Here is a 24,113-nt window from a genome sequence, read left to right on the forward strand (position 1 = left end):
TTCTTTAGTATGCCTTCCATCCGAAATAGTTTTTCATACAAAAAGCGCAATGCGCCTTGTCCACGAAGGAACGCAGACTAAATGCGCCACGTCCTGGGGGCCTCAAGCACAAGACGAGCCTCACGGAAAGGTGTTCTTTACCTTTCTGAACGAAATGCTTGTGACCTCGAGATAGTAGGCGCTGGAGCTAGAGAAATATCTAAGTTCAAAGTTATACCTTCTTTTCTGCAAATAAAAACCAGATCCGATTGGATCTGGTTTTTAATATTATTCCTTTATAAACTCTTCGATTTTCATTAGGGCTCCCGGCTCTACTTCCTCTATGGAGGCAGCCGCCTGCTCAAGGGCTGTTTTATAATCATAGCTTCTAAACGAAGATTCTGCATCTTTGAGACCTTTATCAATAGATGGATATCTGCTTCTATACCGGTTTCCATACTGGATTACTTTTTCAGCCAGCAGAATCGTTTCAATCATGTCATGCGTCGAATCAGCAGCCTTTTCAACAGTCAGAACTGCTACTTCTAGATACTGCCGGACAGCCGGGATATTCAATGGCCTCTCATCAAGCTTTGTTAGCACATTCCCTATGCTTTCTTTCGCATCCTGAATCAGGTATTTATACTCCTGGGTAACGCCAGGCACATTGTTTTTAGAAACAAGCCTCATTGTCTCAGCAACTTTTTTGCTTAATTCTTTAACTTTTTCTCTTGCCGACAGTTCATCTTTTCTTAATGCCTGGAGCTTTTCTGCAAAAGCTGCCTGTTCATCCGAAATTTCTTCAAGCTGTTCTTTAACTTCAGCCAGTTCTTCCCTCAAAACAGTATGGGGAGCACCTTGGTTATTGATCTTATGCTCCAGCACCTCGAATTTTTTAAAGAGCTGGGTGATATTCTTCTCTAATTGCACCTGAACCTCAAGGTCCTTATCTTCAACATGATAGCTTTGGCGGACATCTTGCATTTCTGCCTTCAGCTTATTATTAATATCTTTATTATTGTAAAGCATGCTTCTGGCTGCTTCATCCTGCTGGCTTAAATAGTGTCTTGCATGGACTTCCTTTTCCAGAAGGTCATACAGGAGTTCAATCTTGTCTTTGATTTCATCTACGCCTCTTTGAACTTCTGCGGTCTCTGCTTTGTCAACGGAACCGGCATATGAAGCCACTTCTTGTTCAAGCCGCTCAATTTCTTTGTCTACTTGCAGGTGGTCCAGGATATAGCCCTGTTCAAGCATTTCTTTATAGCCATCTTTTAATTCCTCAAGTTGGGAGGGAATCTTAGATTGACATTCTACCATTAAGTTCGGGATGGCTTCCATTTTGTTTTGGGCATCTTCAAGCAGCAACTTAATGGCAAGAAGTGTTTCACGGGCTTCAAGATAATTTCCTTGTTCTGTTTTCCCATCAAATTCTTCAAACTTTGCCATGGCCTCATCAAGCTGCTGTTCTAAGAGTGTTTCAGCTTTACCGAATGTATGGCGATGGGCAAGCAATGATTTCTTGCATTCGCGGTACATTTCTTTTAGTTCTTCAATTTCTGCCCTGTTTTTTTCTTCACTTCTAACCAGCTCATTCAATTCACTGAGAAGCTTTTTAATGTTCTCTTCCACTTCGTTTAAGCGCTTTTCAATTTTCTGCTGAACTTCCTGGGCTTTCTTGAAGCGGTATTTGTCAATATGCTCTTCTGCATCAAACAAATACTCTTCAACATCAGGAAGCTGGACAGTGACAATTTCATCCCACTCATTTCTCCAGCGTTCGAAAAGCTCCTCGGTTTGTCCTGTCATATTCAGCTTTTTAACCCTGGACATTTCATCCAGAACAGGTCGATCGGTAATATCCATTTTCCATGTTTCAAGCCTGTCAATCTCTTTGTAATGTTTTTTCTTCAAAAAATATCCCGTCAGATATAGGCATATGAGGATGACTATGCCTCCAATTATGTACTCCATGTTAAAGCCCCCTGTTCTGTTCCGAGCCGATATGTATATATTCAGGTTTCAATTAAAATTTCGACCGTAAAGTGATCCTTCTAAATGGGTCCAACTGCCCAAGGATAGCTATGTCAGCATCCTCATCGCAAGACCTGGCGTCAGGTTTTGCGAGAATGCGGGTATGCAGACATTCGTGGCATTTTTAGTCTGCGTTTCATAGGTTTGGCGCTTTCACATAACAAGTGTTTTTTTCAATGTTTTTATGATACCATGTAAACGACATTTATTGACTATTTATTTCTTTTTTTTATGAATTTATTACACTATTTCAATTTAAGAAAACTGCTTTCCTAAAGCAAATAAGAAATAATAAAAACTTACCGCTCATTTTATTGAACAATATGAGTTTCATAATTACAAACAATTCGCTTATTATTGCCTATTTCCTTCCTAATTAGAAAAGAAAGGTGATTCTCCTTAATGCTAAAAGACGGCCATATCCACTCATCCTATTGTCCACACGGGACAAAAGACTCTTTGGAAGATTATGTCGAAAGGGCTTTGGAACTTGGTTTCCAGGAAATTTCATTTACTGAACACGCCCCCTTACCGGAAGGTTTTTCTGACCCGGCTCCCGCTTCAGACAGTGCCATGAGACAGGAAAACCTCGAACAATATTTTGATGAAATTTCTCGGGTCAAATCAGCTTATAAAGGAAAAATCAAAATCAATGCAGGGCTTGAGGTGGATTTTATTGAGGGGTTCGACAATGAGATTCGCAGGTTTTTGAATAAAATAGGAAAATTTTTAGATGATTCCATCTTATCCGTCCACTTTTTAAAGCATGATTATCAATACGATTGTCTGGATTATAGTCCGGATGTTTTTGGGAAAATGGTCAGGCAATACGGCTCAATCGAAAGAGTTTATGAAAATTACTTCCGAACACTGCTTTTATCCATCCGTTCTGATTTAGGACCCTTCAAGCCCAAACGAATCGGCCATATTACCCTGGTTAAAAAGTTCCAAAAAAAATATCCCGTTGAGAGGGAATTTAAGGATGAAATCATTCAAATATTGAGTGAGATTCAAATACAGGGATATGAGCTGGACTATAATGGTGCCGGGTTTACTAAGCCGCTTTGCAAAGAACCTTACCCTCCTGACTGGGCAGCTGAAGAAGCAAGCAATAAGGGAATTACACTCATTTATGGCTCAGACGCACATCAGGCAAAGGAAATGGGGCAGGGCACAAGAGTTATGAAGTATCTTAAATAGACTGCATGACACATTGTCATAGGATTGCGGCAAATGGTTTCCCGGCATGATGATTGCACAGTACACCATCAATCCAATTAAAAATTTCCTTTGTGTATTTTTCAGCGAAGTATTTTTCATGCGGGAACACATGCAGCACCTCTGCCATATAATGTGTATTCAAAAATGGCATGGACAAAAGCCCCTTTAGCTGGATAATCATATAATTGCTTGAATGAGGTCGAAATTCCTTCGTTTTCATGCCCCTTTCCAAAACCTTGCTGAAGTAAAATTTCTCTTTGGCCAGATAAGTGGACATAATTTCCCTGACCACTTGTGAATCAATGGAAACTTCGCGGAGAATAAGCCTTGTCAAATGGCTATTTTCGAACTGATAAGACATAATATTCTCCGCTATTTTTTTCAAGCTGATTGCTGCTCCCTGATCCAGCAATGTAAATCCCCTGTCAATCTCCTTAATATAACCTTCAAAAAAAGCGGTGAAGCAGTACTCAAGCAATCCATGCTTATTATCAAAATAGTAAGCTATATTTGCCGGATTGGTATTTGCTTTTCCGGCGATATCGCGGATCGATGTTCCTGAAAAACCTTTCGTATTAAACAAAGATATAGCAGCTGCCACAATTGACTGTTTAGCGTTTTTCTTCATATTCCCGCCTCGCTTTCATCGTAAAAAATCCACCAAAATATGCGGAATGATTGTTATAATTAAACATTCTTGCTAAAATCGTCTTATCCTTTATAAACTTCTCGACAATGTCTTCCTTATTTCCTGCGCGTTTGCCAGGAAATTTACATATTTTTAAGAAAGCTAGGTGAATAGTGGTGTTTAATGTCGAATCCTACAACGGAACCCGTGAAGAAAAATATAAATTAGTGATCAAACAGCTGATTGCATTGCTTGAAGGAGAAAGGAACATAATTGCAAATCTTAGCAATGCATCGGCACTGCTCAATCAATTCCTGGACCGTACCAATTGGGTAGGATTTTATTTGATGGAGGACGGAGAGCTCGTGCTTGGGCCTTTCCAGGGTCTCCCGGCCTGTGTTAGGATTCCGCTTGGAAAAGGTGTCTGCGGTACTGCTGCCAAACAGATGGAAACCATCCGCGTTGAAGATGTCCACCAGTTCCCTGGACATATTGCCTGCGATGCCGCTTCACAATCTGAAATCGTTATCCCCCTTATTAAAGAAGGAAAGCTGCTTGGTGTTTTGGATATCGACTCACCTGAAAAAAATCGTTTTGACAAACTTGACCATGAATACTTAGATGAGTTTTCCAAAGTACTGGTATCTTACCTATAAATAAGAAAAGCGCAGGGCGCCCTGACCACCCCCGACAAGCACAAGACGAGCCTCACGGAAAGGCTTTCTTTGCCTTTTTGGGAGGATTGCTCGAAATGTGAAGGTGACTTGCCCATTCAAGGAACGCAGACTAAAAACGCCACGTCCTGTGGCAACGTCTGCATGACCCGCATCCTCCCATAAGCTGCCGCTTTCGGTCGTGCGATGTTTATCCTCAAAAAAGCTAACGCTTTTTTCTTCGTGCCAAAAGATTTGCTGACGAAGCCTTCCTTGTCCTGCGGACCTCAGGCATAAGACGGTTCCTGTAAGAAGGTGTTTTCCCTTCTGGAAGGAATTGGCTTATGACCCCGAGTGCTCTAGGAGCCGCAACTAGACAAACTTGCGACCTCGAGTGGGTAGGCTGCTTGCGCTAGACAGTTATCGATGGTCAAAAAACTTTAATAGAAAAGGAGATGTCTCTTAACAGGACATCTCCTTTTTATTTTTATTAAATCTTTTCCAGGGCCTGAAATAGGTCATCACGGATATCTTCCCAAGATTCAAGCCCGACAGAAAGCCTCAGCAGTGTATCATCAATCCCCATCTGTTCTCGTGATTCCTGAGGAACCACTGCATGGGTCATTGTTGCCGGGTGCTGGATCAGCGTCTCAGCATCTCCAAGGCTAACTGCAATTTTGATGATTTTCAGCTCATTCATAAATGCCTGGGCGGTTCCTTTATCTCCCTTTAAGGTAAACGAAATCATTCCGCCTGCTTTTCTCATTTGTTTCTTAGCAATCTCATAATCGGGATTATTGCTGTCTCCCGGGTAATAGATCTTTTCGACTTTTGGGTGCTCCAATAAACAAGCCGCCAGCTTTTCGGCATTCTCGCAATGGCGGTCAAGCCTTACAGCAAGTGTTTTTAGTCCGCGCAGAAGAAGCCACGCATCAAATGGAGAAATAATGCCTCCGATATCTTTTTGGGTAGTCATTGAAACTTTATCCAAAAATTCTTTCGGACCTACAACAATTCCAGCCACAACATCCCCATGTCCGCTTATATATTTTGTTGCACTGTGAACGACAATGTCACAGCCTGCATCAATTGGATTCTGCAAATAAGGGGAGCAGAATGTATTATCAACTACTACAGGGATCCCTTTCTCTCGACCTACTTCTGCTACCATCTGCAAGTCTGCCAATTTCATTGTTGGATTTATCGGAGTTTCAACATAAATGCAGGCTGTCTCAGGCTTTATTTGATCCAGCAGCTGTTCTTTCGTCTCCATAGCTGAAAAATCATGGCTAATTTTATATTTCTCATCCATCATCTCCAGCAAACCAAATGTGCAGCCATACACACCCTGAGAACATAAAATATGATCGCCTGTTTTGGTAAGCGCGATTAGTACAGCAGATACCGCTGCCATTCCTGACCCAAAGGCTAGGGCGGACTCTCCCTTTTCAAGGGCCGCCATCCGTTCTTCCAGAATTTTTACAGTTGGATTGCCAAGACGCGAATAAATATATCCTTCCTCTTCACCCGCAAAGCGCTTCTCCCCTTGCTGTGAAGTTTCAAATGTAAAAGTGGATGTTTGAAAAATGGGCGGAGCCAGGCTTCCTTTAAATCTCTCTGAATCATAACCTTCATGAATGACCTGTGTCTCCATTTTCAATTGTTGCTTCCTTTTCATACAAACTCTCCCTTTCGGTGTAACCGTTTTCATTTTTCTGTAATAAAATTTCCTCTTTTTTCAGCATATGATAAACGTCTATTTTTTGAAAGTATTTTGTTCAAAGAAAAGCGCAAGGTGCCTTGACCATGAAGGAACGCAGATTAAAAGCGCCACGCCCGTGGCAATGTCTGCATGATCCCGAGTCCCTAGGAGCCGCAACTTGGCAAACCGAAATGTGGAAGCGACTGTCTAGGGACGACAGGCAAAAGACGGTTCCTCTAAGAAGGTATATTTCCTTCTGGAAGGAATCGGCTTATGACCTCGAGGGGGTAGGCGCCGGGAGCTAAAAAGTTACCGACGTTCAAAATTTTTATACTTTCATATTTTAAAAATAAAGAACTGCCTTTCAAAAAGGCAGTATCCTAAATAAAGAAATTTTCACCTGACTCAAGGACAACTTTATTTTTGCCTGACTGCTTTGCAGAATATAACGCTCTGTCGGCCCTCTTGAATAAAGCCGGATAAGTGTCCTTCCGCCCTCTGTTCCAATAGGATACCCCGCAGGAAATAGTCACCTGAGGATTAGAGCATTCAAACACCCTATTCACAAGCCTTTCAGCAATCACCTTTCCTCCTGCCAGCGACACGCCGGGAAGATAAACAGCCAGTTCTTCACCGCCCCACCTTGCTCCTATATCAGTGGCGCGAATATTTCCATTTATGACATCAGCGACCTGAATAATTACCTCATCGCCTACCTGATGCCCGTATGTGTCATTAATCGTTTTAAAGTCATCAATATCTATCAGAATAAAAGAGCCTTCAATATCTTCATTCATTGATAAATGGATCCGCTCGTCCAAATAACTCCTCGAGTAAAGCTTCGTTAAATGATCGGTGACAACCATCTTCTCCAGTTCTTCCCTCAGCATTGAGTTAGTAAAAGCCAAAGTTGAATGGTGAATCAATGATTGGAGAAGTTTAAAAGTTTCAAAAGAAAAATGGTAAGGAGACCGATGCATAACCAGCGCAAAACCTTTCAATTCTCCAGACTGAGTCATTGGTACAGCCATTATGGACTTAAAGCGGAAAACCTTTTTCTGGTTTTGCAGGCTGAAATCCCCAATAAACAAAGATTCTCGTTCCTTCATGATTTTCTTCTGTATATAGCGAATATAAAGAGATGCATCCTTCGTGTGAAAGAAATCAGTACTTCCGTTCATTATATTGGTATGTAAGCCATCAGCAGACAATAGGATAAAACCAGCTTCCTCCGCATCAAATGATTGCAAGATTTGCTCAGACATAAACATCATCATTTCTGTCAGGCGCAAATTGGAATTCAGACGGTGGGATGTTTCATTAATTAATTGCAGATCAGCAATCAATCGCTTCGATTGCTGATACAGTTGGGCATTTTCCAATGCGCTCCCCGCCGTGCGGGCAAGCAGCGTGATAAATTCCACTTCATTTTTTGGGAACATTAAGGTATTAGGTGCAATCACCTGCAGCACTCCATAAACCCCCTGCTTTCCTTTTAATGGGGCATAGAGAACCGAGCGCTTTTCTAGGACAGAATCTTCGAATTGGACAGCACCTGTCACATATGCCTGCATGGCTGCGATATTTTCGCTGTCATACTCCAGATCCCTAATCGGTAAATCTCCATGGTTTTTATTATCCTGTGATAAAAGAAGGTAATAAGTGAAAGTAGGATATACTTCCTGCAAGGTATAAATAATCTCGCCAAGTACCATGTCCATATCCATTGAAGAGTGAAACTTTTCAGTCACACGGTATAGTTGCTTATAGCGTTTTTCTTCCGACACAATCTTTGCCAGCCCCTGGGCTTTTTCTAAAAATTGCCCGCACTCTCCGCTAAGCTCCTGTAAAATCTTTTCCGGCAGGGTGTTAAAGGAATCCATACCCCCTATAAGAAACATACAGCCAAGCAATTGTTCCCCCTTGATTAGCGGAAGCATCAATTCCTCACTCTGCGTTTCTCCCGCCCTGCTTCGGATTTGCCGATTTTCCCTAATCCACCCCTTAAGTCCAGTACAGGAAATACTAGGCGGCAGCGTACTTAATTGAAAATCGGATTTAGTCGCAGCTTCAATAAAAAACTCCTGTTTCCATTCATTGCAGCCATATAAAATGACCTCTGCTGCACCGGTCAGAGCTTTTATAGCCGAAAGCATTTCATCCAGCAGTTTTTCATAATGGAAAAATCCATTCTCTGTATCGATGATATCAAAAAAACGGCTTTTCAATTTAAAAATGATTTGGCGTTCGAGCGTATCCATCTCCATCATCACCTATCAACTGTTTCAGATCATGAATTTTGAAATCAATAAGATTATTATAGCGAACCAGGGTAATGTTTCCCCGTAAATTTGTGGCTATTTCGTTTCAATTCGGCATTTTCAACTATCAGTATGAATAATCTACAGCAGCGAAGCCGCTTTTCATTTCCCGTTTCATTTATATAATTCACAACTGAATGTATTCCAATTTTTTCTTTATTATATCATATCTTACCAATGTTCTCTTAAGCATTGAATCATTTTACACTAAAATAGCTTCTAAATTATTTCTTCTATATAACTTCATTGATTTAGTAAATAAAAACTATTAGTGCCTATATTATAAGCAATAATACCTTGACTTTTATCCTGCAAAAATTATATAATACTCCTTGTGTAAAATATTGCAGCCTATGTGATCACCTTGATGTACTCATTTTGTTCCTCAACCAGATTTTGAAGTTAGTTTTGTCTAGCTTCAGGCGCCATCGGCTCGACTTATGCTTGTCACCGATAAGCGGGCGCCTTACGCATTTCTGGGGATGGGGTACTGTGTAACCCTCTGCTGCTAGGGCGAAGGTACATGAAAACAAAATGGACATGATTGTTGTGCACATCTGTTACTGTTTTTATTTTACAAAATAAAAACACAAAAGGAGGAGTCTTAAATGGCTCGTTATACTGGTCCAAGCTGGAAATTATCACGTCGTCTTGGAATCTCTCTAAGCGGTACTGGTAAAGAATTAGAAAAGCGTCCTTACGCTCCTGGACAACATGGTCCAAACCAACGCAGAAAAATATCTGAATACGGATTGCAATTGCAGGAAAAGCAAAAGCTTCGTCATATGTACGGAGTAACTGAGCGCCAATTCCGTAACTTATTTGATAAAGCTGGCAATATGCCTGGTAAGCACGGTGAAAACTTCATGATTCTTTTAGAATCACGTCTTGACAACGTTGTATACCGTTTAGGTCTTGCACGTACTCGCCGTCAAGCTCGCCAGCTAGTTAACCATGGTCACATCATGGTTGATGGATCTCGTGTTGATATTCCATCATACCGCGTTGCTCCTGGTCAAACAATCACACTTCGCGAAAAATCTCGCAACCTTGACATCGTTAAAGAAGCAATCGAAGTTAACAACTTCGTACCTGACTTCGTATCTTTCGATGCAGACAAGCTAGAAGGAACTTTCACTCGTATGCCTGAACGTTCTGAACTTCCAGCTGAAATCAACGAAGCTCTAATCGTTGAATTCTACTCTCGTTAATAGCTGCTTAAAAACTGCCGATATATGTCGGCAGTTTTTGTTTTGTTTTAAGGGTTTTAGTTTGAAGATTTTAGAGAGGATTTTGAGTAATTACCTTTTTTCCAGCTCTTTCCTCACTTCATTGTTAATCATCTGTATAAACTACCACTCCCCTCTCTCTGCACTCATTTTCTTCGTAAAGGCTGGATTAACTGCCATCTTCCTCCGGCTCTCATTTTTCTCGTTAACCAACAGGATCAACTTTCTGTTCAGAATCTTTAACTCATTTTTGATAAATCTCTTTACATTCCCCCAAAGTCGGAAAAAAGCCCTCATTCAGCAGGAGGGCTTTCATATTAGTACTTGATTAAGAAGTATTTCTTCTTACCACGGCGAATAACCGTAAATTGGCCTTCAATCTTATCTTTATCTGAAAGTGTGTAATCAAGCTCCGTTACGCGTTCTCCATTAACAGAAACGGCGCCGTTTGTAACATCCTCCCGGGCCTGACGTTTAGACGGTGAAATTTTTGCTGTAACCAGCAGATCAACGATGCCGATATCGCCGCCTTCTGAATGTTCATAAGTTGGAACATCCTTAAAGCCTTGTTTAATCTCAGAAACAGAAAGATTTTTAATATCTCCGCTGAATAGGGCATCCGTAATTTTAATAGCTTGCTCCAACGCTTTATCTCCATGGATCAATCGGGTCATTTCTTCCGCAAGAGTTTTTTGCGCTTTGCGAAGATGCGGCTCTTCCTGAACAGCTTTTTCAAGTTTTTCAATCTCTTCGCGTGATAAGAAGGTGAAGAATTTTAAGTATTTAATAACATCAGCATCAGCCGTATTAATCCAGAATTGATAGAACTCGTATGGAGACGTCTTTTCCGGATCTAGCCAGATCGCTCCGCTTTCAGTCTTTCCAAATTTGGTTCCATCCGCTTTTTTAACAAGCGGGATTGTCAGACCAAACGCTTTCGAGCCTTCCGGCGCCATTTTACGGATCAGCTCAAGCCCGGTTGTAATATTGCCCCATTGGTCGCTGCCGCCAATTTGCATCTTGCAGTTATGATTCTCATATAAGTGAAGGAAGTCCATCGCCTGCAGGATGGTGTAGGTGAATTCAGTAAAAGAAATCCCGGTTTCCAGTCTAGATGAAATGGTATCTTTCGCAAGCATGTAATTGACTCCCACATGCTTTCCGTAATCGCGGAGGAAAGTAACAATGTCCATCGATCCTGCCCAATCATAGTTATTTACCATGATGGCTCCATTATCACTATCAAAATCAAAGATTCTCTTAAGCTGATTTTGAATACTGTCTACATTAAGCTGAACAGTCTCAAGAGTTTGCAGCTTGCGTTCCTCGCTCTTGCCGCTTGGGTCCCCAATCAGGCCAGTAGCTCCGCCAACAAGAACAATTGGACGATGTCCTTCTTTTTGAAAACGCCTTAAGGTTAAAAATGGCAGCAGATGCCCGATATGCATACTGTCTGCAGTTGGGTCCACACCGCAGTATAGAGAGATTTTTTCTTTTTTAAGGGCATCTTTGATCCCCTCTTCATCTGTCTGCTGATAAACGATTCCTCTCCATTGTAAATCTTCAAGTAAGCTCATTTTAATTTCCTCCTAAATGAAACAGCAATTTTCTCAGGCATATCATAGGACAGGTCCAAGCGTACAAAAAGCGCCCCTGCACATCTGCAGGGACGCATAATCACATTGCGCGGTACCACCCAAATTGAGGGACAAATTGCCCTCCACTCTTTCAAGATAACGGATAAACCGTTCACTGCTAGCCTGCTCTGCAGGTTGACAGTGAAAGCTCAGGGAGGTAATTCATCCTTCTATTTGTACCGGCTCGCAGCATCCGCCGGCTTTCTGAAACAGGGATAGAAGCATTACTGGGTTCCCATCATTGCCTAAGTATTTTTAAAACAGAACTCATGTTTCTTACGTCTATGGCTAGTTAAAACATTTTTATCATAAAAATTAGCAGTATGTCAAATATCTGTGCAAAAAAGGAAATTTCAGATAAATGGCGAACCTTGTCAATTAGTATGTCGCATTATCGCAGGTTAACGGTCAGTAACTTTAGAAAATTGGTTTTCTAGTATATACTCAATGAGTTATTTCCGAACTAACTGCCCGTAAAAGCCCGATTGGTGAGATATTGTGAAACTGACCTTTGCTTTTTCAAAGGTATAGTTGAACCAATCAGGCTAGTAGTGCCAGTTAGATTGAAGTGCAAATGAAAATCTTACTGGCATTAGAACGTGACCAACCAACAGCGGAAAACACGCTGTTGGAAGTTTCACTTTATGCTATAATAGATGTGATTTTAGGGGGACTGATACGATGAAAGAAAAGTTTCAAATATTTATTGATAAATTGAGGCAAACTCCAGGCCTTTTCAGAAATAAAAAAGCAGCAAAAGGGGCCAGCATCACTTACCAGGTTGTCTGGAATCTAGCTTTGCTGTTTATCGTTTTAGCCGTCATTGGGGGTGCATTCGCTGGAGGACTGGGAGCTGGTTATTTTGCCTCCCTTGTAAAAGATGAACCAATACGCTCTTATGCAAGCATGAAAAAGGATATTTACGACTATGAAGAAACATCGGAAATTTATTTTGCCGATAATGTTTATTTGGGCAAGCTTCGGACCGACCTTGAACGTGAGGAAGTTAAGCTCGATGATGTTTCTGACCACTTAATTAACGCAGTGGTCGCTACGGAAGATGAATATTTCTACGAACATGATGGAGTGGTGCCAAAAGCGATTATGCGTGCCCTGTTCCAGGAAGTAACAAATTCATCTGTACAATCCGGGGGAAGTACACTGACACAGCAGCTGATAAAGAACCAAATCTTAACGAATGAAGTTTCATTTGAGCGAAAAGCAAAAGAGATCCTGCTGGCTTTGCGCCTTGAGAAGTTCTTTGATAAAAAGGAAATTCTGGAAGCATACCTGAATGTGTCTACCTTTGGAAGAAATGCATCCGGCCGGAATATCGCCGGTGTTGAAGCAGCTGCCAAAGGGATTTTTGGCGTAAGCGCAAAGGAATTGACATTGCCGCAGGCAGCTTTCATAGCGGGACTTCCTCAGAGCCCATTCGGCTATACTCCTTTTACAAGAGAAGGGACTATTAAGGAAAATCTTGAGCCCGGATTTTCAAGAATGAGGACAGTTCTAAAAAGAATGTATGACGACGGAAAGATTGATCAAAAACAATATGAGGAAGCACTGGTGTATGATCTTACAAAGGATTTCACTACGCCTTCTGAAAGCCCTTTAGAAAAGTATCCGTACTTAACATTTGAAATTGAAGAGCGTGCCGTAAACATCATGACTAAAATTCTCGCTAAAAATGATGGGTATGAAGAGCAGGACTTAAAAGAAGATGATGAACTCCGTGAGGAATATAAAAATCTGGCAGACAGGACGATCCGCCAAAATGGATATCAAATCCATACAACGATTAATAAAGACATCTATGACAAAATGCAGCAGGTAAAGGATAACTACCCTTACTATGGACCGGATAAACCAGAGACTATTAAGGACGCCGATACTGGCGAGAACAAGCAAGTCATGGAGCCAGTTGAAGTTGGCGCTATTTTAATCGAAAATAAGACTGGTAAAATCATCAGCTTTGTCGGCGGACGTGACCATAAGCGCGAGCAATTGAACCATGCCACAAACGCTGTAAGGCAAAATGGTTCAACCATGAAGCCGATCCTGGTTTATGCACCGGCAATGGAACTTGGCAAGGCAGCACCAGGAACAATTTTACCCGATGTGCCGTTATACCTAGCTCCTGGATTAAACCGCCCTTGGCCAAATAACTATACCAGGACTTATAGCGGATTGGTTTCAGCCAGGCAGGCTTTAAAGTATTCCTATAATGTTCCCGCTGTTAAGCTGTACAAGGATATAGTCGGACAGCGTCCTGCAGCTTATCTGGAGAAGATGGGATTCACGTCATTAATTGGTCCGGATTACACAAACTTAGCTACAGCTATCGGTTCACTTGAGTACGGTGTAACTGTTGAAGAAAATACAAATGCATTCAGCACATTTGCCAACGGCGGTAAATTTATCGATGCATATATGATTGACAAAATCATTGACAAAGACGGCAAAGCGATTTTTCAGCACGAAATCGAGCCGGTTGATGTATTTAGCCCGCAGACATCCTATTTAACCATCGATATGATGAGAGACGTTATTAACAGCGGAACAGCTACTTCCATCAAGAGCAGATTAAAATTCGGCTCAGACTGGGCAGGGAAAACGGGAACTGGGGTGGATTTCCACGATGCCTGGTTTGTAGCAACCAACCCAAATGTCACTTTTGGCATCTGGTCAGGCTATGATACTCCTAAATCATTGAAAGCTCCCGGCCCATTAAGCTACAGCTTGCGAAATAATTATCTGTGGGCTGACCTAATGAACGCAGCATATGATGTTGCCCCTGATCTTGTCGATCCAAGCGAAAGCTTTAAAATGCCAGGCGGCATAGTAAGACGTTCTTTCTGTGCCATTTCCGGCCTTCTGCCTTCAGAGGCATGTTCTAAAGCTGGCCTAGTCGAGACAGACTTATTCAATGCAAAGTTTGTTCCAACAAAAGTTGATGACAGTCTTGGCAATGGAAAACTTGTGAGAGTCGGCGACAAAAAATATATGGCTCTTGACTCAACCCCTGAAGAGTTTACAGAATCTGGATTGGTATTAAATCCAGCGTATATTGAAAAGTTATTTGGAATTAAAGCAAATCCAAGCGACCTGATTCCTAATAAAGAACGCTGGAGAAGCATTTTGACTACCGGCAATAAACTCGAGGATAATGGCAAAGCTCCTGCAGCGCTGGCAATCAAAGCTTCAGGCGAGACAATTATTTGGGGTTCCCACCCTGAAAAAGATGTCATTGGCTATCGAGTATACATCGGAGGTAAAAAAGTTGCTACAATAAAAGCCGGCTCTTCCCTTACCTTTAAGGCCGGCAATGGCTCTATACATGTAACTGCGGTTGATATTGCAGGCAAAGAGTCCACCCCTTCCAACGTGGTGGAGATCGGCAAAAAGCCGGAAGAAGAAAAGCCTAAAGAGGAAAAGCCTAAAGAAGAAAAACCTGCAGATCCTCCAGCTGAGGAAAAACCGGTTTCTGAAAAGCCGGAAGAACCTGGTGCCGGAGAAGAAGAAGGCAGCACAAACTAATATATCGCTATAAGAGAAAGCTGAATTTCTAAACACAATCGTTTTTGGAATTCAGCTTTTTCTATTCTGTTATGAACGAGTATCGATTTCCCTTCTAATTAGCCGGTTCATAAAATTTGTTCGCTAATTTATATTGTTGTTTGCTAAATTTAGGATTTGTTCGCTAGTTTATAGGTTTGTTTGCTAGTTTATAGGATTTGTTTGCTAAATTCACTGCTTTGTTCGCTAGTTTTTACTTTTATTCGCTAAGTTCACAAATATCCCAGAATGTTCCCCCCTGCTGCGAATCCAAAAAAAAAGAGAACCGCTCCCATTGAGCAGTCCTCTTCCTCTATTAATCTTCCATTGTTGACAGGTCGCCTGTTGGAAGATCCAACTCCCAGGCTTTAAGCACACGGCGCATGATTTTACCGCTTCGAGTTTTCGGAAGCTTGTCACGGAACTCAATTTCACGAGGTGCTGCATGTGCTGCAAGGCCTTTCTTTACAAATTGGCGGATCTCTTCCACTAATTCCTCTGTAGGCTCATGGCCATCTCTTAATGCAACAAATGCTTTAATAATTTCACCTCGGACAGGATCAGGCTTTCCGATAACCCCTGCTTCTGCAACGGCAGGGTGTTCGATCAGTTTGCTTTCTACTTCGAATGGGCCGACACGTTCGCCTGATGTCATGATCACATCATCTACACGTCCCTGGAACCAGAAGTAGCCCTCTTCATCCATATAAGCAGAATCCCCTGTTACATACCAGCCCCCTGGCATAAAGTAAGATTCATATTTTTGCTCGTTATTCCAAATGGCATGCATCATGGAAGGCCAGCCTTTCTTAATGGCTAGATTGCCCATGCGGTTCGGAGGCAGCTCATTCCCCTGATCATCAACAATCGCTGCTTTAACACCAGGAATCGGCTTGCCCATTGAGCCAGGCTTAATTTCCATGCAAGGATAGTTGCAGATCAGCTGCGCACCTGTTTCTGTCATCCACCAAGTATCATGGATTCGCAGATTGAACACCTTCATGCCCCATCTGATTACCTCTGGATTTAACGGTTCACCAACACTTAAGATATGGCGAAGGCAGCTTAAGTCAAATTTCTTCACAACTTCATCGCCTGCACCCATCAGCATGCGAAAAGCGGTAGGAGCACTGTACCAAACCGTTACGCCATACTCCTCAAGCATCTTATACCAAGTTTCAGGATTGAACCGGCCCCCAACAATGAGATTGGACGTCCCAGTAAGCCACGGGCCGAAAATTCCATATGAAGTACCCGTTACCCAGCCCGGGTCAGCAGTGCACCAGTATACATCTTCTTCCTTCAGATCCAATACCCACTTAGCTGTCTGGTAGTGCTGGATCATTGCATTATGTACATGCAGCACACCCTTTGGCTTCCCTGTGGAACCGGAAGTATAATGCAAAATTAATCCATCTGTTCCTTCAACCCACTCGATTGAAAGCTTTCGGCTAGACTCAGCCATCCTTTTATTAAAATCAACATAAGGGCCAGTTTCCTCAACATGATCGCCTACAAGGAAAACATGCTTTAGAGCCGGAAGCTGGTCAACAGGAACACGTTCCAGAAGTTCTGGTGTAGTAATTAGAACTTTCGCTCCACTATCCTCAAGCCTGTCTCGAACCGCCCCTTCCATAAAAGCTTCAAATAGCGGCCCTACAATCGCCCCTAGTTTGACGGCACCCAAAACAGCGAAATAAAGTTCAGGTGAACGAGGCATAAAGATAAATACCCTGTCTCCCTTTTCTACATCACCGTAGGTTTTTAAGGCATTTCCTGCTTTATTGGAAAGCTCCTTCATTTCTTTAAAAGTATATTTCTCATTTCTTTGCCCGTCACGATAGTACAGGGCAACCTTATTCTTTCTGAAGGATTCAGCATGGCGATCGATCGCCTCATAGGCCATATTCATCCTGCCTGTCTCTTTCCAGGAAAACTCTTTTTCCGCGTCTGCCCAATTGAAATTTCCATATAGTTCATCGTATCTTTTTAGATTAAACTCCCCTTGCGTCACTGGTAGCGCTTCCACTTTCATCTATTCATTTCCCCCTTTTTTATGATTTGATAATATTATAGTATAAATAGTGTCTTTTCTCAATTTTTAAAATATTGCTGTTAAAAAATAATTTATATGCATCTTTTGAACAATTGTCACAAAGTTTTTTCAATTTAACCAGAAAATTATGTGAAAGCGCTTTAAATTAATAGTTTTTATGTATAATAGAAATTACATTGATCATGTCTTTTAGGCGGTGAATAAATGGAACACAGAAAAACGTACAATGCTAAAGAGTTAAAAACAGCTAATGGAAATTTAATAATCGAAGGGCCAATCTCCCCTGAAAAGCTAGCTGATTATGAGTTTCATAAAGATCTGGTCGCTTTCAGGCCTCCGGCACAGCAGCATAAAGCACTGGTTGAAATTGCAGGATTGCCTGAGGGTAGGATTATAATAGCCAGAGACCGGCATACGATTGTCGGCTATGTCACCTATCTCTATCCCGACCCGCTTGAGCGCTGGTCAGAAGGCAAAATGGATAATTTGATAGAATTGGGTGCCATTGAAGTCATCCCTGCCTTTCGCGGATCGGGAACCGGAAAAAATCTTTTAAAAGTTTCCATGATGGATGATGCAATGGAAGATTATATCGTCATTACAACAGAATATTACTGGCATTGGGATCTAAAAGGAACCGGACTGAATGTATGGGAGTATCGGAAAGTTATGGAAAAAATGATGAATGCCGGGGGCCTGGGATGGTATGCCACAGATGACCCGGAAATCAGTTCCCATCCGGCAAACTGCCTGATGGCAAGAATCGGAAAAAGGATAGACCAGGAATCAGTCCAGCAATTTGACCGTCTGCGCTTTATGAACCGTTTTATGTATTAACAAATAATAAAAGTTTGCATCAATCTACTACATACGCTTCATTCACGCTTTCAAGATTCGCGTGACTCCATTTATATCCATAAAGGGGGCACTATAAGTGATTGTTGAAGAAATTATGAAAACAGATGTCACAGCATTGTCAAAGGACGACAGTATTGCAGACGCCATAAAAGTAATGAATGCAAAGAAAGTGCGTCATTTGCCCATAACTGACAATGACAACAAGCTAATTGGACTGGTCACGGACAGGGATATCCGGGATGCCACTCCTTCTATTTTCCATACTGAATTATTTAAGGATGATCTTCAAAGGCCGCTGGATACCATTATGAAGACAGAAATCATTACAGGGCATCCTCTGGACTTTGCGGAAGAAATTGCCGCAATCTTTTATGAGCAGCGCATCGGCTGCCTTCCCATTTTAAAAGATAATAAACTTGTTGGAATCGTAACAGAAACTGACTTGCTCCATACGCTGGTCCAATTGACAGGAGCACATCAGCCAGGTTCCCAAATTGAAGTGAAAGTGCCAAATAAAACTGGTATGCTCTTTGAAATTGCGGAAGTGATCTGCAAAAGAAAAGCAAACATTCAAAGTGTCCTTGTTTATCCGGATAAAAAGGATGAGAAATTCAAAATACTTGTACTAAGAGTGCAAACCATGAATCCCACACTTGTTATTGAAGATTTGCAAAACGCAGGCCATGAAGTACTATGGCCTAATCAGCCGGGGATTTCTCTATGACACATGATTCCATTTTTGTATATACGGAAGATCTGCTGAATTACAAATTCGGCAAAAATCATCCCTTTAACCAGTTAAGGCTTAAACTGACACTTGATTTACTTAAAAATATGCAGGCCATTGAGGATCATCAAATCATTCCGCCTCGCCCTGCTTCCGAAGAGGAGCTTCATTTGATTCATGATCCAAATTATGTGAACGCTGTAAAGCTTGCAGGCCGTGAACAGCTTCCTGAGGATATAGGAGAAAATTATGGGCTTGGAACAGAGGATACGCCGATTTTTCCAAATATGCATGAAGCGAGCTCTCTTTTAGTCGGAGGGACCCTGACTGCTGTTGATGCTGTCATGAGCGGCCGTGCTAAGCATGCCCTTCACATTGGCGGAGGTCTTCATCATGGTTTCCGCGGAAAAGCATCAGGATTTTGCATCTACAATGATAGTTCGGTAGCCATTAAGTATATTCAGGAAACATACAAAGCAAAGGTGCTCTATGTCGACACGGATGCACATCATGGAGACGGGGTTCAATGGTCGTTCTATGATGACCCGGATGTCTGCACTTTATCCATCCATGAAACGGGACGATATTTGTTCCCGGGTACAGGCAATGTCAACGAACGCGGGCAAGGAAAGGGGTATGGATTCTCATTCAACATCCCAGTAGATGCTTTTACAGAAGACGAATCCTGGCTCTATGCTTATCGGACAGCTTTCCGGGAGGTTGCTGAGTTCTTTAAGCCAGATGTGATCCTCACTCAAAATGGTGCGGACTCCCATTATCTTGATCCGCTTACACATTTGTCTTCGACCATGAAGATATACAGAGAAGTTCCTAAGCTAGCACATGAAATTGCACATGAATATTGTGATGGTAAGTGGATTGCGGTCGGCGGCGGCGGCTACGACATTTGGCGTGTCGTTCCCCGTGCCTGGGCTATGATTTGGCTGGAAATGACTGAAAACCCAAATTCTTATGGCGAACTTCCTTTGGAATGGGTGAACAACTGGAAGGAGGATGCTCCGGTGCCCCTTCCCCTTCGGTGGGACGACCCGGAGGATCTTTACCCCCCGATTCCGCGTAAAAATGAAATTACTGAAAAAAATGCCCAAACAGTGGACAAAGCCCTTTATCCTATCCGAAATAGGAAAATGACAGAATCTATGTAATTAAAAAGCTGATAGAACCCGCTCTTATTTTGAAAGGGATATCAGCTTTTTCCATTTCACAGGCTAAAAACCAACATTTATTTTCCTGTTTATCAAATTTACCGGCCAATACACTTCCTTTCCTCCAAATAAAGAGAGGCCTGGCAAAAGCCAGGCCAAAAACTAATGATTGATTAAACTTTCCTCATCATATTTCGGATCTGAAATAATGATTTCAACCCGGCGGTTTTTTTCCCAATTTTCCGGTCCGGAATTAGGAACTGCCGGCCTTGTCTCTCCGTAGCCAACAGCAATAAACCGGCGGCTTTCAAGTTTATGATTTTCTGTTAAGTACCTGATTACAGTACTGGCTCTCGCCGCAGACAGTTCCCAATTTGATGGATATCTGTAAGTTGTAATGGGGCGATTATCTGTATGGCCTTCTACCTTAACCAGGTTTGGCATACTTGATAAGACAGTTCCCACCTTGTCCAAAAATGGATAAGAGCCTTCTATGAGGCTGGCCTCCCCCGATTCGAAAAGCACCTGTTCTTGCAGAACAAGAACCACTCCACGTTCCGTCCTGTTTGCAACAATTACATCCTCAAGACCATTTTGATCTAAAAATGCCTGAATTTCGATTAAAAGCTGATCAAGAGAGTCGCCCTGCTCACTGCCTTCTTCTTCTGTATTTTGATCATTTTGTTCCATATCGGTTGGATGTTCATTCGGAATAATGGAGGGATAAAAATCGAGCAGCTGCCGATCCCGAAATGATTCAGAAATGGCTTTAAACTTAAACATATCAATTTGCGACATCGAAAAGAGCAAGATAAAAAAGACTAAAATCAGTGTGACAAGATCTGAGAAAGTAACCATCCACCGGGGAGCACCCTTAGCAGGCTCAGGAGGCCTTCTCCTACGCTTCATAATCCAAAGCCTCCCCCGAAGCAAGAGATTCTTCCATTTCTCTCCGTTCTTCTGACGACAAGAAAGCACTTAGTTTTTCTTCTAGGATTTTAGGATTCTGGCCTGATTGAACTCCGATAACCCCTTCGATACTAATCTCTTTATAGAATATTTCTTTCTCAGTCTTTAAAGCCAGCTTGGCAGCCATTGGCAAGAACACCAGATTAGCCAGCAGCGAGCCATATAATGTGGTAAGAAGCGCAATTGCCATATTAGGGCCAAGAGAGGCAGGATCATTCAGGTTTTTCAGCATTAAGACAAGCCCGATAAGCGTTCCGATCATCCCCCAGGCCGGCGCATACTCCCCTGCTCTTTCAAAAATGCTTCTGCCTTTTCGATGCCTTTCTTCCATGGCTGTAATTTCTGCATTCATAATATCAGTTATGACATCTGGCTCAATTCCATCCACCGCAAGGTAAATGCCTTTCCGAATAAAAGCATCATCTACTTTTTCCACTTCAGCTTCAAGCGATAAAAGACCTTCTCTGCGGGCGCGGTCTGAGAGATTTACGAATATCCCGATCAGCCTGCCAATGCTTTGTTCATCACTGGAGAAAACTTGCTTAATGACAGTGGGCATATGCTTTATATCTTTCAACGGAAAACTTACAAGCAAACCTGCTATTAGCCCTCCAAGAACAATCAGCATTGAAGATAAATCAATAAATGAAAAGAAACCCTTCGTTCCCCCGTTTGACATAATTCCAAAGATCAGCATTGCCAAACCAATCAGCAGCCCCACTGGTGTTAAAAAATCAAACTTCCTCATTTTCTCTCTCCCTGATCAAACGCATTTGCCAAGACTTCTGTTATATATAGCCCGGCAAGAATGCTGATAAAGTAATGAAATGGCAGAAAGAAACGCCTTTCCATTATGTTAGCAAGGCGTTTTTTTCTGCCCTTAGTCTAGCTGCAGCGCATGGCGCCTCCACTTTTCTATTATATCGGCATTTTTATTATTTTGTTGAGTCTCGTTCTTCAATTCGGTGGGGAAGCACTACAATATGTTCATCTACGGATTCTTTGTTCATTAATTTGGTAAGCAAGCGCATGGCAACGGCTCCGATGTCGTATAATGGCTGCACGACAGAAGTCAGCTGAGGGCGGACCATCAATGCCAGGCGCGTATTATCGGAGCTGATGACTTCAAAGTCTTCCGGAATTTTATAGCCTTTATCCTCGGCTCCATGGACAATGCCAAGCGCCATTTCATCGGATCCTGCAAAAATGGCTGACGGGCGCGGATTCGCTTCCAATAGCTTTTCAAAAGCCTCCATTCCTGAATCGTACGTATAATCTCCTTCTACAACTAATCCTTCGCGATATGAAACCTCAGCTTCAACCAATGCACGCTTATAGCCAGCAAGCTTCTTTTCTTTATTGATTGGCTCACGCAACGGCCCCACAACTAGTGCAACTTCTTTGTGGCCTTTTTCAATAAATGATTCGGTCACATCGAATGCTGCCTGTTCGTAATCAATATTTACAGATGGAATTTTGCCTGACTCCTCAATGGAACCTGCCAGAACAATTGGAACCGGTGACTTTTCAAATTCCTCAACATGCTCTGATGTAATATTGCCGCCCATGAAAACAATCCCGTCGACCTGCTTTCCAAGCATGGTATTAAGAAGGTGCAGCTCTTTCTCCACATTTTGGTCAGAGTTGCTCAAAATGATATTATATTTATACATTGTCGCAATGTCTTCAATTCCCCTTGCCAGCTCAGCAAAAAAGGTGCTTGAGATATCAGGAATAATCACTCCGACAGTTGTCGTCCTTTTACTGGCAAGTCCGCGCGCTACAGCGTTCGGGCGGTATCCAAGCCGATCGATTACTTCCATTACTTTTTTTCTTGTTGCGGGTTTTACATTCGGATTTCCATTTACAACACGAGAAACCGTTGCCATAGAAACATTCGCTTCCCTTGCTACATCATATATTGTTATGTTCATTTTAGTCACTCCTTCTTCATCTAGCGGTCACTTCTATTACTTTCTATTTTACAGCAACACTAGATAACCTACTCATTTTTTATCCTGTTTTGTGATTGGATACACCTGTTCAATTATGTATACAATCATACGACAGTCCAGGAATTGCCGCAATCTCAAGGCTTGTATTTTTTGAAAAAATCTTTTTTCAAAAAATACAAGCCTTCTGCTAATGAGCAGAAGGCTTATGTTAATTAATTTATACTCTTAGTAAAGCAGAGGACTGAAGCTCAGCCATAAAATGATCAAACTGATTTAAATCCATTTGCTGGGCTGAATCTGAGAGAGCAACAGCTGGATCCGGATGCACTTCTGCCATTACGCCGTCTGCTCCAATAGCTAGTGCAGCCTTAGCAGCAGGCAGGAGCAGGTCTCTGCGTCCTGTTGAATGTGTTACATCAACGAGAACAGGCAAATGTGTTTCCTGTTTCAGGATTGGCACTGCAGAGATATCCAGCGTGTTTCTTGTTGCACGCTCGTATGTGCGGATTCCGCGCTCGCACAGGATGATTTGGCCATTGCCCTGAGACATGATGTACTCGGCTGCATTGATGAATTCTTCGATTGTTGCTGCAATGCCCCGTTTTAAAAGTACTGGCTTGTTCACAGCACCAGCTGCTTTTAAAAGTTCAAAGTTTTGCATATTCCGTGCACCGATTTGAATCACATCAATATAATCAACAGCTGTTTCAATATCATTTGGGCTTACAATTTCAGAGATTACCGCCAAATCATATTCGTCTGCCACTCTTTTTAAAATTTTCAGTCCTTCAAGACCAAGACCCTGGAAATCATATGGAGATGTTCTAGGCTTATATGCTCCGCCACGAAGCAGCTTAAGGCCTTTTGCTTTAACAGCCTCGGCAACTGTCGCCACCTGTTCATAAGACTCAACCGCACATGGGCCAAATACCAGATGAGGGTTGCCATCTCCCACTTTTTCTCCTTTAAGGTCAACAATTGTATTCTCAGGCTTCTTCTTTCTGGATACAAGAAGCGCTTTTCTATGATCGTCTTTTTGCAGTTCTAGGCCTGCTTTGAAAATCTCTTTGAACATATGCTCAATTGTTGAGTTTTCAAATGGACCGTCATTATGTTCTTTAATCAAGTCCAGCATTTTGCGTTCACGGACAGGATCATAACGATAAACCCCTTGTGTTTCCTTTACTCTTCCGATTTCTTGAACAAGTTCTGCTCTTTCGTTGATTAAGGATAGCAGCTGCAGATTCAGCTCATCTACTCGATCTCGCAGTTTATCTAGCTCATTATTGCTCATTTCCTGTCCCTTCCTTTCAAATCTTAATTTAGAGCCGTCTGATAAGAAACATGAGCGAATATAGTTTATCATTCGCCAAGTTAAACATTTCCATTCTTTCTCTTTTACGGCATCTGGATTTGTGAT

The 24,113-nt window shown here is 42.1% G+C and carries 17 protein-coding genes and 1 other annotated feature; of the genes, 7 read left to right on the forward strand and 10 right to left on the reverse strand.

What is annotated here, in order from left to right; genetic code table 11:
• Window positions 1-267 precede the first annotated feature (267 nt).
• Window positions 268-1,953 carry a septation ring formation regulator EzrA gene (gene ezrA, locus NCCP133_RS03285; protein ID WP_264803524.1) on the reverse strand — a complete coding sequence of 562 codons (1,686 nt, stop codon included), beginning with the start codon at window positions 1,951-1,953 and terminating at the stop codon, window positions 268-270.
• 462 nt (window positions 1,954-2,415) lie between these two features.
• Between ezrA and hisJ the strand changes: the two genes are divergently transcribed.
• Window positions 2,416-3,213, forward strand: coding sequence for a histidinol-phosphatase HisJ (hisJ, locus tag NCCP133_RS03290; RefSeq protein WP_264803525.1), 798 nt, complete (start codon window positions 2,416-2,418; stop codon window positions 3,211-3,213).
• A gap of 16 nt (window positions 3,214-3,229) precedes the next feature.
• On the opposite strand, the gene refZ is transcribed toward hisJ, so the two are convergent.
• Complete coding sequence (refZ, locus tag NCCP133_RS03295; RefSeq protein ID WP_264803526.1) at window positions 3,230-3,862, reverse strand: forespore capture DNA-binding protein RefZ; 633 nt, start codon at window positions 3,860-3,862, stop codon at window positions 3,230-3,232.
• A gap of 176 nt (window positions 3,863-4,038) precedes the next feature.
• Between refZ and NCCP133_RS03300 the strand changes: the two genes are divergently transcribed.
• On the forward strand, window positions 4,039-4,518 hold the full coding sequence (locus tag NCCP133_RS03300; protein WP_309298031.1) for a GAF domain-containing protein: 480 nt from the start codon (window positions 4,039-4,041) through the stop codon (window positions 4,516-4,518).
• A gap of 487 nt (window positions 4,519-5,005) precedes the next feature.
• On the opposite strand, the gene megL is transcribed toward NCCP133_RS03300, so the two are convergent.
• A complete protein-coding gene (megL, locus tag NCCP133_RS03305) occupies window positions 5,006-6,193 on the reverse strand; it encodes a methionine gamma-lyase (RefSeq protein ID WP_264803527.1) in 1,188 nt (395 codons plus the stop codon).
• A 404-nt stretch (window positions 6,194-6,597) separates the two neighbouring features.
• On the reverse strand, window positions 6,598-8,478 hold the full coding sequence (locus tag NCCP133_RS03310) for a sensor domain-containing diguanylate cyclase (RefSeq protein ID WP_264803528.1): 1,881 nt from the start codon (window positions 8,476-8,478) through the stop codon (window positions 6,598-6,600).
• A gap of 668 nt (window positions 8,479-9,146) precedes the next feature.
• On the opposite strand from NCCP133_RS03310, the gene rpsD reads away from it, so the two are divergent.
• Window positions 9,147-9,749, forward strand: coding sequence for a 30S ribosomal protein S4 (gene rpsD / locus NCCP133_RS03315; protein WP_264803529.1), 603 nt, complete (start codon window positions 9,147-9,149; stop codon window positions 9,747-9,749).
• A 335-nt stretch (window positions 9,750-10,084) separates the two neighbouring features.
• Here the strand turns inward: rpsD and tyrS are convergent, their stop codons facing one another.
• Complete coding sequence (tyrS, locus tag NCCP133_RS03320; protein ID WP_264803530.1) at window positions 10,085-11,344, reverse strand: tyrosine--tRNA ligase; 1,260 nt, start codon at window positions 11,342-11,344, stop codon at window positions 10,085-10,087.
• 85 nt (window positions 11,345-11,429) lie between these two features.
• Window positions 11,430-11,655: a binding site (T-box leader), on the reverse strand.
• A gap of 430 nt (window positions 11,656-12,085) precedes the next feature.
• Between tyrS and NCCP133_RS03325 the strand changes: the two genes are divergently transcribed.
• Entirely contained in the window at window positions 12,086-14,944 is a 2,859-nt protein-coding gene (locus NCCP133_RS03325; RefSeq protein WP_264803531.1) for a transglycosylase domain-containing protein, read from the forward strand.
• Between the two features lie 334 nt (window positions 14,945-15,278).
• Here NCCP133_RS03325 and acsA read toward each other — a convergent pair whose 3' ends face one another.
• The gene (gene acsA / locus NCCP133_RS03330; protein ID WP_264803532.1) at window positions 15,279-16,997 is read right to left on the reverse strand and encodes an acetate--CoA ligase; all 1,719 of its coding nucleotides are present in this window, start codon (window positions 16,995-16,997) and stop codon (window positions 15,279-15,281) included.
• 225 nt (window positions 16,998-17,222) lie between these two features.
• On the opposite strand from acsA, the gene NCCP133_RS03335 reads away from it, so the two are divergent.
• The 3 genes from NCCP133_RS03335 (at window position 17,223) to NCCP133_RS03345 (ending at window position 19,769) form a co-directional block, all read left to right on the forward strand.
• Window positions 17,223-17,855, forward strand: coding sequence for a GNAT family N-acetyltransferase (locus tag NCCP133_RS03335; RefSeq protein ID WP_264803533.1), 633 nt, complete (start codon window positions 17,223-17,225; stop codon window positions 17,853-17,855).
• A gap of 97 nt (window positions 17,856-17,952) precedes the next feature.
• Window positions 17,953-18,600 (forward strand): acetoin utilization AcuB family protein, encoded by a 648-nt coding sequence (locus NCCP133_RS03340; RefSeq protein WP_264803534.1) that lies wholly within the window; start codon window positions 17,953-17,955, stop codon window positions 18,598-18,600.
• Window positions 18,597-19,769 (forward strand): acetoin utilization protein AcuC, encoded by a 1,173-nt coding sequence (locus NCCP133_RS03345; RefSeq protein WP_264803535.1) that lies wholly within the window; start codon window positions 18,597-18,599, stop codon window positions 19,767-19,769. The genes NCCP133_RS03340 and NCCP133_RS03345 overlap by 4 nt, the downstream gene beginning before the upstream one ends.
• 162 nt (window positions 19,770-19,931) lie before the next feature.
• Here NCCP133_RS03345 and motS read toward each other — a convergent pair whose 3' ends face one another.
• The 4 genes from motS to NCCP133_RS03365 all read right to left on the reverse strand — a co-directional run bounded on the left by motS (window position 19,932) and on the right by NCCP133_RS03365 (window position 23,987).
• Window positions 19,932-20,678, reverse strand: coding sequence for a flagellar motor protein MotS (motS, locus tag NCCP133_RS03350; RefSeq protein WP_264803536.1), 747 nt, complete (start codon window positions 20,676-20,678; stop codon window positions 19,932-19,934).
• On the reverse strand, window positions 20,668-21,486 hold the full coding sequence (gene motP / locus NCCP133_RS03355) for a flagellar motor protein MotP (RefSeq protein WP_264803537.1): 819 nt from the start codon (window positions 21,484-21,486) through the stop codon (window positions 20,668-20,670). Before motP ends, motS begins: the two co-directional genes overlap by 11 nt.
• A gap of 187 nt (window positions 21,487-21,673) precedes the next feature.
• Window positions 21,674-22,672, reverse strand: coding sequence for a catabolite control protein A (gene ccpA, locus NCCP133_RS03360; RefSeq protein ID WP_264803538.1), 999 nt, complete (start codon window positions 22,670-22,672; stop codon window positions 21,674-21,676).
• Between the two features lie 238 nt (window positions 22,673-22,910).
• Window positions 22,911-23,987 carry a bifunctional 3-deoxy-7-phosphoheptulonate synthase/chorismate mutase gene (locus NCCP133_RS03365; RefSeq protein WP_264803539.1) on the reverse strand — a complete coding sequence of 359 codons (1,077 nt, stop codon included), beginning with the start codon at window positions 23,985-23,987 and terminating at the stop codon, window positions 22,911-22,913.
• Window positions 23,988-24,113 lie beyond the last annotated feature (126 nt).

Source organism: Cytobacillus sp. NCCP-133, from assembly GCF_026011715.1.
Taxonomy (GTDB): domain Bacteria; phylum Bacillota; class Bacilli; order Bacillales; family Cytobacillaceae; genus Cytobacillus.

What these genes read in the sequence shown, in the direction of transcription:
- ezrA (WP_264803524.1), bottom strand. Translation starts at nt 1,953, where the DNA reads ATGGAGTACATAATTGGAGGCATAGTCATCCTCATATGCCTATATCTG.
- hisJ (WP_264803525.1), top strand. Translation starts at nt 2,416, where the DNA reads ATGCTAAAAGACGGCCATATCCACTCATCCTATTGTCCACACGGGACA.
- refZ (WP_264803526.1), bottom strand. Translation starts at nt 3,862, where the DNA reads ATGAAGAAAAACGCTAAACAGTCAATTGTGGCAGCTGCTATATCTTTG.
- megL (WP_264803527.1), bottom strand. Translation starts at nt 6,193, where the DNA reads ATGAAAAGGAAGCAACAATTGAAAATGGAGACACAGGTCATTCATGAA.
- NCCP133_RS03310 (WP_264803528.1), bottom strand. Translation starts at nt 8,478, where the DNA reads ATGGATACGCTCGAACGCCAAATCATTTTTAAATTGAAAAGCCGTTTT.
- rpsD (WP_264803529.1), top strand. Translation starts at nt 9,147, where the DNA reads ATGGCTCGTTATACTGGTCCAAGCTGGAAATTATCACGTCGTCTTGGA.
- tyrS (WP_264803530.1), bottom strand. Translation starts at nt 11,344, where the DNA reads ATGAGCTTACTTGAAGATTTACAATGGAGAGGAATCGTTTATCAGCAG.
- NCCP133_RS03325 (WP_264803531.1), top strand. Translation starts at nt 12,086, where the DNA reads ATGAAAGAAAAGTTTCAAATATTTATTGATAAATTGAGGCAAACTCCA.
- acsA (WP_264803532.1), bottom strand. Translation starts at nt 16,997, where the DNA reads ATGAAAGTGGAAGCGCTACCAGTGACGCAAGGGGAGTTTAATCTAAAA.
- NCCP133_RS03335 (WP_264803533.1), top strand. Translation starts at nt 17,223, where the DNA reads ATGGAACACAGAAAAACGTACAATGCTAAAGAGTTAAAAACAGCTAAT.
- NCCP133_RS03345 (WP_264803535.1), top strand. Translation starts at nt 18,597, where the DNA reads ATGACACATGATTCCATTTTTGTATATACGGAAGATCTGCTGAATTAC.
- motS (WP_264803536.1), bottom strand. Translation starts at nt 20,678, where the DNA reads ATGAAGCGTAGGAGAAGGCCTCCTGAGCCTGCTAAGGGTGCTCCCCGG.
- motP (WP_264803537.1), bottom strand. Translation starts at nt 21,486, where the DNA reads ATGAGGAAGTTTGATTTTTTAACACCAGTGGGGCTGCTGATTGGTTTG.
- ccpA (WP_264803538.1), bottom strand. Translation starts at nt 22,672, where the DNA reads ATGAACATAACAATATATGATGTAGCAAGGGAAGCGAATGTTTCTATG.
- NCCP133_RS03365 (WP_264803539.1), bottom strand. Translation starts at nt 23,987, where the DNA reads ATGAGCAATAATGAGCTAGATAAACTGCGAGATCGAGTAGATGAGCTG.